This window comes from Shewanella marina JCM 15074 (assembly GCF_000614975.1).
Lineage (GTDB): Bacteria > Pseudomonadota > Gammaproteobacteria > Enterobacterales > Shewanellaceae > Shewanella > Shewanella marina.
The window spans coordinates 59,256-67,460 of sequence record NZ_BALM01000024.1 but is presented as its reverse complement, the minus strand read 5'-3'; the positions used below and the strand labels follow the sequence as shown (position 1 = coordinate 67,460).

The window sequence follows — 8,205 nt, the reverse complement described above, 5'->3', positions numbered from 1 at the left end:
GCATCTTATCTTTCATCTCGCCGCCGCACTTACCTTCGCCACATTTTCCCTCTTTGGCTTTATTCATCTTATCTTTCATCTCGCCGCCGCACTTACCTTCACCGCATTTGCCTTCTTTACCTTTACTTTCACCACATTTACCTTCACCACACTTGCCCTCTAAAGTGCTAACTTGGTAGCCAGCTGACATCTCTGCAAAAGCAAACGGCTGCGCCTCAACAGGCATAGTTAATGCTGACCCCACAACTACGGCACCCAATGCACTCATTACTGCTGTTTTTTTCATTACGCTCATAATTTTTCCTCACAATTAAAATAGTAATTATTCACCTCAGCAGTCTGCATTTTGGCGAACTCAGATACTAAGACCCTTTAATGATTGGTTTAATTTCACTTTTTTTCAACAATAACGCAAAATTTGTAACCAAGCATCAAGTTATATCTGATATTTAAGAAGGAAAAAACCAAATTTGACTGGGTTTTTTAGTGAGCTTAGGTAAAATGCCCAACCTGATTATATGATTGAGACATTTCTGTGAAAGTAATATTGGCGCCTATGGAAGGCGTAGTTGATGATGTGATGCGTGAAATATTATCGACAATTAATGACTATGATTTAATGGTGACCGAATTTATTAGAGTCGTTGACCAATTATTACCTGAAAAAGTCTTTCATCGATTTTGTCCAGAATTAGCGAATAATGGTCAAACCAGCAATGGTACGCCTGTGCGGATCCAATTATTAGGTCAATCACCACAATGGATGGCTGAAAATGCATACCGAGCCATTACACTCGGTTCAAAAGGCATAGACGCCAATTTTGGCTGCCCAGCAAAAATGGTTAACCGTAGCCAAGGTGGTGCTTATTTACTGCAAAACCCTGAGCTTATTTATAAGATCATGAAAGCAGTACGAGAAGCTGTACCTAGCGACCAAGTTGTAAGTGCCAAAATCCGTTTGGGTTATGAAGATAAATCCTTATTTATGGAAAATGCACTTGCTGTTTACGAGGCTGGCGCTAATGAGTTAGCCGTACATGCCCGCAGTAAAGTTGATGGCTATAAACCCCTGCATACTGGGAATATATCACTGAAATTAATCAGCGTTTACCTATTCCAGTGATTGCTAATGGTGAAATATGGAATCAAGCAGATGCAGAGCGATGTATGCAAATTACGGGTTGTGATAGCGTTATGATTGGTCGCGGTGCTATTTCACTACCCAACTTAGCCAATCATATTAAGCATGGCGATAACCCATACTCTTGGCTGCAAACACTGGATCTTATGCTTGATTACACCAAACAAGAAACCAGTAGCCGCCGTATTGACTATTATCCCGCACGTATAAAACAATGGTTTTGTTACCTAAACCGTCAATATACTGAAGCTGATGAGCTGTTTAGACAACTTAGAATTTTTAAAACAGCGCCAGAAATTGTTGCCTGTTTACAGCAAGCACGACAGCAGATGAATTAATATAGATCAACTTAAGTGTGTTATCTGGAGATCAAATAAGTAAATTATTGATCTCCATCATAAACACAATACAGCAGCAAGCTACACTCAAAAAACCATCCAATAGATTAGAGTTAACTAATGTTAATTCATACTAATTATCATGCACTGCAAAAACTATCTGCTCAATTAATCAACCAAGCGATGCATATGGATGAACTTCATATCACGCCAGATATGCCTCTATCAGACATTATCTGCCAACTTCACGCGCACTCGAATCAACAGCAATTGAGACAACAATTTATTGCACTTGAAGCTGCACTTTGCCAGCTTGAACTCGGGCTATATGGCCTATGCGCTGATTGTGAAGACCCCATTGAAGATAATATTCTTAGCAAAAATATCACTGCCCAACGCTGCTATAAATGCGATATTAAGAATAACCATCAGCATCGGCAAGAGCTCAGGCTAGACGATTAATCAGCCTTAATTTAGACATTAAAAAGCCCCAATCAAGGGGCTTTGGTTTTACGATAATGGGTTAGAACTTAATTGTTCCACCTACATAGAAGTAACGACCTAAAGTATCGTAAGTGTACGGGTCGGTATTTGAGTCATTATTACCCGTATAATATGGCGGGGTCTTATCAAATACGTTATCAACACCCGCTCTAACGCTCATGGTATCGCTAATCATGTATTCACCAGAAATGTCATGATATACAACACTACCCACGGTTGGTGCAATACACTTGCTTGGGTCATCTAAACAAGCAAAACTGTCCATACCGCTAATGTAGCGCGCCATATAATTGAATTTCCAATCATCAGCTAACATAGCAACAGTCAAATTAGACTTCCATTCAGCGTAGCTACCTAAGTTACCCGTGATAATACCAGAGTAGTCAGTGACATCATCCAATACTTTAACGGTGTACTCTTCTAAATAGGTAGTATCTAGACCGACACGCCAGTCCATATTAGCTAATTCAAACTTATAGAGTAAGTTTAAATCATAACCAGAGGTTTTTTCGGCACCAATATTTTGTAAGCCATTTTCAAATATAATTCTATTTGAAGCATCCATATGAATGCCTGATGACTGACAAACTGGGTTAGAAGTATTAATTGGTTGACCAGAACCGTTAGGGTCTAGACATAACTCAACGATATATTGCGAGTTAACTGATGCAATTGCATTGGTAATATCAATATCATAGTAATCTAAGGTGACCGAGAACCCCTCTAACCATGATGGCTCATATACCAAACCTAACGTTAATGTGTCAGCTTCTTCTGGCGTTAGCATATCGTTACCGCCAACAGTTTCTTCTGCTTGATCTTGTGCACCTGGATATATTACGTGAGCGAAGTTAGGAGATTTACCCGCATAAAGCTCATTAATTGTTGGTGCCCTAAATGCAGTTGAACGTACACCACGGAACATTAAATCATCGTTGACACGCCAAGTAAGACCCGCTTTCCAAGTAAAGTCATCACCAAAAGTACTATAATCAAAATATCGAGTCGCTAAACTAATATCGACTTGATCGGCTAAGAACACTCCCTCAAGAACTGGGATAGCTAATTCAAGATAAGCCTCATTAACATCAAATTCACCACCAGTCGGTTCAACTTTAGGGTCATTTGCTAACCCTTGAGAAGTTAATGAATCGGGAATATACCAACCTTTCTCTTTACGGTGTTCAATACCCGCAGCCATACTTAAATAGCCAGCTGGTAACTCATATAGATCACCCGTAATTGCTGCGCTGTACACTTCTAACTGGGCACCACCACTGTTTTGCTCAGTATAAATATACTCTTTTAAATTATCATAACCCCAGAATGCCTGATCTAGCGGGTTAAATTTAATATCTGCAGCACTTGATTCATCAATATCCTTTTGAATAGAACCCATATTGAGTAGGTTAGCTAAACGATCTACCGAATCATTACGACCAAAGTTATAGCTTACATCCCACTTCCAACCATTATCTAAATAGCCTTCCAATCCAATCACTGTGCGGAATGTATCAACCACCTGCGAGAAGTCACGGCTACCGATATCAGTCATTCGACGACCGTATGAAATCTGATCACCAGTCATATAAGGGTAATCAGCGCCAGCATTAGTTGGCTTCATCCAATCTTGATAAGTTAAATCAAACCACACTGGTTGTGGTGCCATCTGCTGCTCTGACCAACGCTTAGAATAGGTGGTTTCAGAAATTAAGGTAACATCATCACTCAGCTCATAAGTACCAATTGCAGTAAAGTTCACTTTCTGCATTGGCGTTCTTAAGAAGCTTGAACTTGAGTAATTATAAAAGTCGTCATTATTGAAATCGGTCCAACTATTATCGCCTTGACCTTTATATTTAGTGACTTCATCAGGATGGTATTTATCACCGTACATACGATGAGTACCCTTGCCTTCTTGACCTTCCTCTACCCTTTTGTATTCACCATCAATTAAATTATAATCAAAGCCATCACCACCGGCCCCCTCGACATAACGAGTTAGCCAAGCGGTGCCACCAGGTGCATATGAACTACCACCACAGAATAAACCATCAGCACCTTCAGATACAGGGCAATCAGAAAAGTCTCTATCAGCCTGGCTTGCATCACCACGCTTTAAATACTGTAAGCCAACGACGATATTACCCTTATCGAAACTGGTACCCATAGTTAAGTCAAAGCCAGTTTCTTCTGCATCACCATGCCCTGAAATACCACCCAGTAAGTTAAACTCTAAACCTTCATAATCTCGCTTTAAAATAATGTTAACCACACCAGATACAGCGTCAGTACCATATACCGCTGATGCGCCGTCTTTTAGCACTTCAATACGTTCTACCATTCCAACTGGAATAGTATTTAAATCGACAGTAGATGCAGCGCCAGTACCAGATCCCACACTTCGACGACCGTTAATGAGTACTAAGGTACGATTAGCACCTAAACCACGCAGATCAATACGTGCATTACCACCGGAACCATTATTCACACCGGGATTGGTCATTGCACCGCTAGCGGCGGTAATACTTTGTAATACTTCATCGATACTTGATGCACCAGTCGCTCGAATTGCCGCATCATCAACTACGGTTATTGGGCTCGATGTTTCCATATCGGTACGTTGAATACGAGAACCAGTGACTTCGATTCGTTCTACTTTTTCGTCAACTTGTTCTTCAGCGATTGCTACGCCAGCAAAAGCGGTACTTGAGGCGGCAACTGCAAGTAAACTATTGCGAATTGCCCGAGCGGTGAGTGTCAGTGAACTCATAGTTATCTCCCTATTACTACTTATTATTACTAAAATCCATTTATATAAGTGACGACTAATAATGATATTAATTCACGAAATAAAACTAACTATAAAACTGTGATCTAAAACAATATTGGCTAGATACTGATAAATTAATCACTAATAGTCAATTTGATTTGTTTAATTATTGCGCAATATATACAATTTAATACATCTGTTAATAATAATGGACAGCCATAGTTAGATTTATCAACAAGTTAACTTAAAGCGATCTTTAATTTAGATTTATTATTAAAATAAAAAAAGCCAGTCATAAGGACTGGCTTTTAGTATTTATTAATTAGTTTAATTAATATTAGAACTTCTGATTATAACGAATATAGTATTCACGACCAATTGGGTCATATAGTTCAGTACTATAATATGGGAAGCCTACGTTTTCGTTAAGTGGTGGCATCTCATCTAATAGGTTACGGATACCTAAGTTAACTTTAGCATTCCATGGTAAATAGTAACCCGCTTGAATATCAAGGATCCACTGCGCATCAATCTTGCCATAACCTTCTTCTTCTTGAGAATCAGTATAACGAGCAAATAATGATGCATCCCACTCACCTTGCGTCCAAGTTGAGCTTAAGTTCACACGGAACTCTGGGGTATCTACTAAGCCAACGATATCTTCAAGCTCTGTGGTTGGTCCAGTTTTTTGTTCCCAACTAATCACGTAGTTAGTTTCTGCACCAAAGTTAAAATCACCGACAGACGTTTCAAGCATGTAACGTAAGTTGAAATCAATACCAGAGGTCTTCATTTCACCTAAGTTAAGCTTTTTAAGCAATAAATAATCGACGTCACCAGTTTTAGGATCACGGAATAGTATATCTGAAACATCAACGCCATCGCGCTCTAAATCGAACACATCTTGTGAGTCCATAGTCGAAATTACATCATCAATTTCAATGTTGTAATATGACAATTCAAAATCTAACGAGTCAGTGATATTCCACACGATACCAACTGATAAAGAGGTTGATTTTTCAGGGTCTAGATTCTCATTACCTTCATAGTATGCAGGATACTGCTGACGAGCACATTTGTCAGGATCTGTACAATTTGCCCAATCTGATGCCCACAAGAACGTTTGTGAACGGCCAGTATATAAGTCATCAAATGTTGGTGCGCGGAAGCCCGTACCATAAGATGCACGTAACAATAGTGAATCGATAGGACGATAACTGATACCTAATTTCGGGTTAAACGTACTGCCGAAATCGCTGTAATCATCAAAACGAGCAGATAAGTCTACATCTAAACCATCAATAATTGGGATATAGGTTTCAAATGATAATGAAAGTACTTCACGGCTCTTACCCGTGATGATATCACCACCAGAGCTACCCACAATTTCACCTAGATTAGATACAGCATCATATGTTTTCTCGTATTCAGTACGATTCCATTCAATACCTAACGCTACAGGCACTGAACCTGCTGGTAAATCAAATGCATCAAAACTGACACTACCATCCACGCCGTAGGTTTGTACACGTCCCATAAACATCGCAGTATGCGCTGCTTTTTTGATCATCTCTTCGTTATGGCCTTCAACATAATCTTTACCAGCAGCAAAATAATCTAAATCACCATTATTTAGCATATCCTGAATGATTTTAGCATTGGCAGCACCGGTTGAATTAGAAGCAACATCAGAGCGGATCCACTGCGCGCCAGTACTCCACGTCATGCCACCAAATAAATCAGCTTCACCTTCAAGTGCGGTTAAGAAGTTAATATCGGTATCTTGAACACTCGTAACACGCGGTCCTAAAGGCGTAGTGCGCATTAATAGTGCTATATCACCCATATATTTGCCATCGGCATCTTTCTTCGTACCGATAAATTCACCATTAGCATCGTACTGTAATAAACTCTTTAAATAGTCATTACCATGCTTTAATACCGTAGCTTCATAAATTGCCGCGTTCTCAGCAGTATATTTAAGTGTTGGGCCTGCGCTGTTTGGTGCTGCTGCGTATTGGCCTTCAGTCCAAATACGGCTCATCATTAGGCGGTTAGTCCAAGTAATATCATCTGTTAACTGGTGGTCAACTTTTAAGAAGGTAGAGAAGCGTTCCTGAGCAGCCATTGTTGCTGATTCTGCAGCAGCATTATAAGCACAGGTTTCGTTACCTGTTTCAGGATCAATGACTAATTGTGAATTTCCACCACCACAACGATCATCTGCAAATGAAACTTTTTCGTAGGTAGGTTTCCCTTCTTTATCTAAAACAGGATTACCTTTGTCATCAAATACTTGCTGAGTAAAACTACCAGTACCTGGCCAACCATAACCACTATAGAGTGTGTTACTAAAGTCACGATCTGAATCTAGTAATGGCGAGCGATTGAAATACTCAACCGATGCAACAATATTGGTTTTTTCACCAACCGTACCAAAAGTCATACGTACGTTGGTGCTTTCTGCTCCGCCATGCTGAGTAATACCTTGATCAAGGTCGACTTCTGCACCTTCATACTCTTTCTTGGTGATAATGTTAATTACACCAGCCACCGCGTCAGAACCATAAACAGCTGATGCACCATCACGTAAAACTTCGATTCGCTCAACTGCAGCCATAGGTACAACGTTTAAGTTCTGGCTACTACCACCAAACGCTACCGATGAACCCATACGACGACCGTCAATCAGAATCAATGTACGTTGAGCACCAAGACCACGCAGACTTACTGTAGATTGTGATGATTGACCTGCACCATAACCTGATGCATCACGGAACGAACCAAAACTGTTTTGTGATAGGTTACGTACGAAATCAGATACAGTTGCTACACCTGATGCGTCAATATCTGCACGACTAATCACAGTGATAGGAGACGATGTTTCCATATCCGTACGCTGGATACGAGAACCAGTGACTTCAATGCGCTCTACGTTGTCAGATACTTGTGTTTCTTCTGCTGCTACTGCAATCCCTGGAATGCTGGTAGAAACTAAGGCAAACATACCAAAACGTACAGCTTTGGCTACGGCGGTCTGCGATATCATATAATCTTCCCTTTTTGTTGTTTTATTATTGTAATTGCGAGTGTTTATTATTTTTTTATTTAACTATCACACTCGAAAAATAAACTTATCAATAACAACGAAAAAAGAAAATCTTTTATTTTGTATCAACAACCCCATAATAAATAAACAAAAACTTAACAAATAACCACCTAAAAAGCTATCGCAGCTCACTTTTTGAACGAATATTGTTTTTTATGCAGATAACCACCATGTTTTAACAACAATATTGAAACATTATCCGTTACAATTTAGGTTTTAATTGCATTAGAAATTAACGATAATGCGACACAGATCACATCGACAAGCTAGATTTGATGCTTGCAGAATGTAATGAAATATTTACAGTTTTGAATAAATACCCATTATTCCAAATTCAATC

At 39.5% G+C, this 8,205-nt stretch carries 4 protein-coding genes and 1 pseudogene; 2 read left to right on the top strand and 3 right to left on the bottom strand.

Annotated features, from left to right (window positions below; all coding sequences use genetic code 11):
- A partial coding sequence (locus JCM15074_RS15745; RefSeq protein ID WP_025822295.1) for an HvfA family oxazolone/thioamide-modified RiPP metallophore occupies positions 1-295 on the bottom strand: 295 nt, incomplete at its 3' end.
- A 240-nt stretch (positions 296-535) separates the two neighbouring features.
- On the opposite strand from JCM15074_RS15745, the pseudogene dusC reads away from it, so the two are divergent.
- Together dusC and JCM15074_RS22585 are read left to right on the top strand one after the other, a co-directional pair.
- Positions 536-1,479: pseudogene (gene dusC, locus JCM15074_RS22590) on the top strand (tRNA dihydrouridine(16) synthase DusC).
- A 120-nt stretch (positions 1,480-1,599) separates the two neighbouring features.
- Positions 1,600-1,941 (top strand): hypothetical protein, encoded by a 342-nt coding sequence (locus JCM15074_RS22585; protein ID WP_025822293.1) that lies wholly within the window; start codon positions 1,600-1,602, stop codon positions 1,939-1,941.
- Between the two features lie 61 nt (positions 1,942-2,002).
- On the opposite strand, the gene JCM15074_RS15730 is transcribed toward JCM15074_RS22585, so the two are convergent.
- Both JCM15074_RS15730 and JCM15074_RS15725 read right to left on the bottom strand, forming a co-directional pair.
- Positions 2,003-4,756, bottom strand: a complete 2,754-nt coding sequence (locus JCM15074_RS15730; RefSeq protein ID WP_148300816.1) for a TonB-dependent receptor — start codon at positions 4,754-4,756, stop codon at positions 2,003-2,005.
- Positions 4,757-5,093: 337 nt separating this feature from the next.
- A complete protein-coding gene (locus tag JCM15074_RS15725; RefSeq protein ID WP_025822289.1) occupies positions 5,094-7,805 on the bottom strand; it encodes a TonB-dependent receptor plug domain-containing protein in 2,712 nt (903 codons plus the stop codon).
- Positions 7,806-8,205 lie beyond the last annotated feature (400 nt).

Excerpts from the sequence above, each read along its gene's own strand:
- JCM15074_RS22585 (WP_025822293.1), top strand. The coding sequence starts at position 1,600 with ATGTTAATTCATACTAATTATCATGCACTGCAAAAACTATCTGCTCAA.
- JCM15074_RS15730 (WP_148300816.1), bottom strand. The coding sequence starts at position 4,756 with ATGAGTTCACTGACACTCACCGCTCGGGCAATTCGCAATAGTTTACTT.
- JCM15074_RS15725 (WP_025822289.1), bottom strand. The coding sequence starts at position 7,805 with ATGATATCGCAGACCGCCGTAGCCAAAGCTGTACGTTTTGGTATGTTT.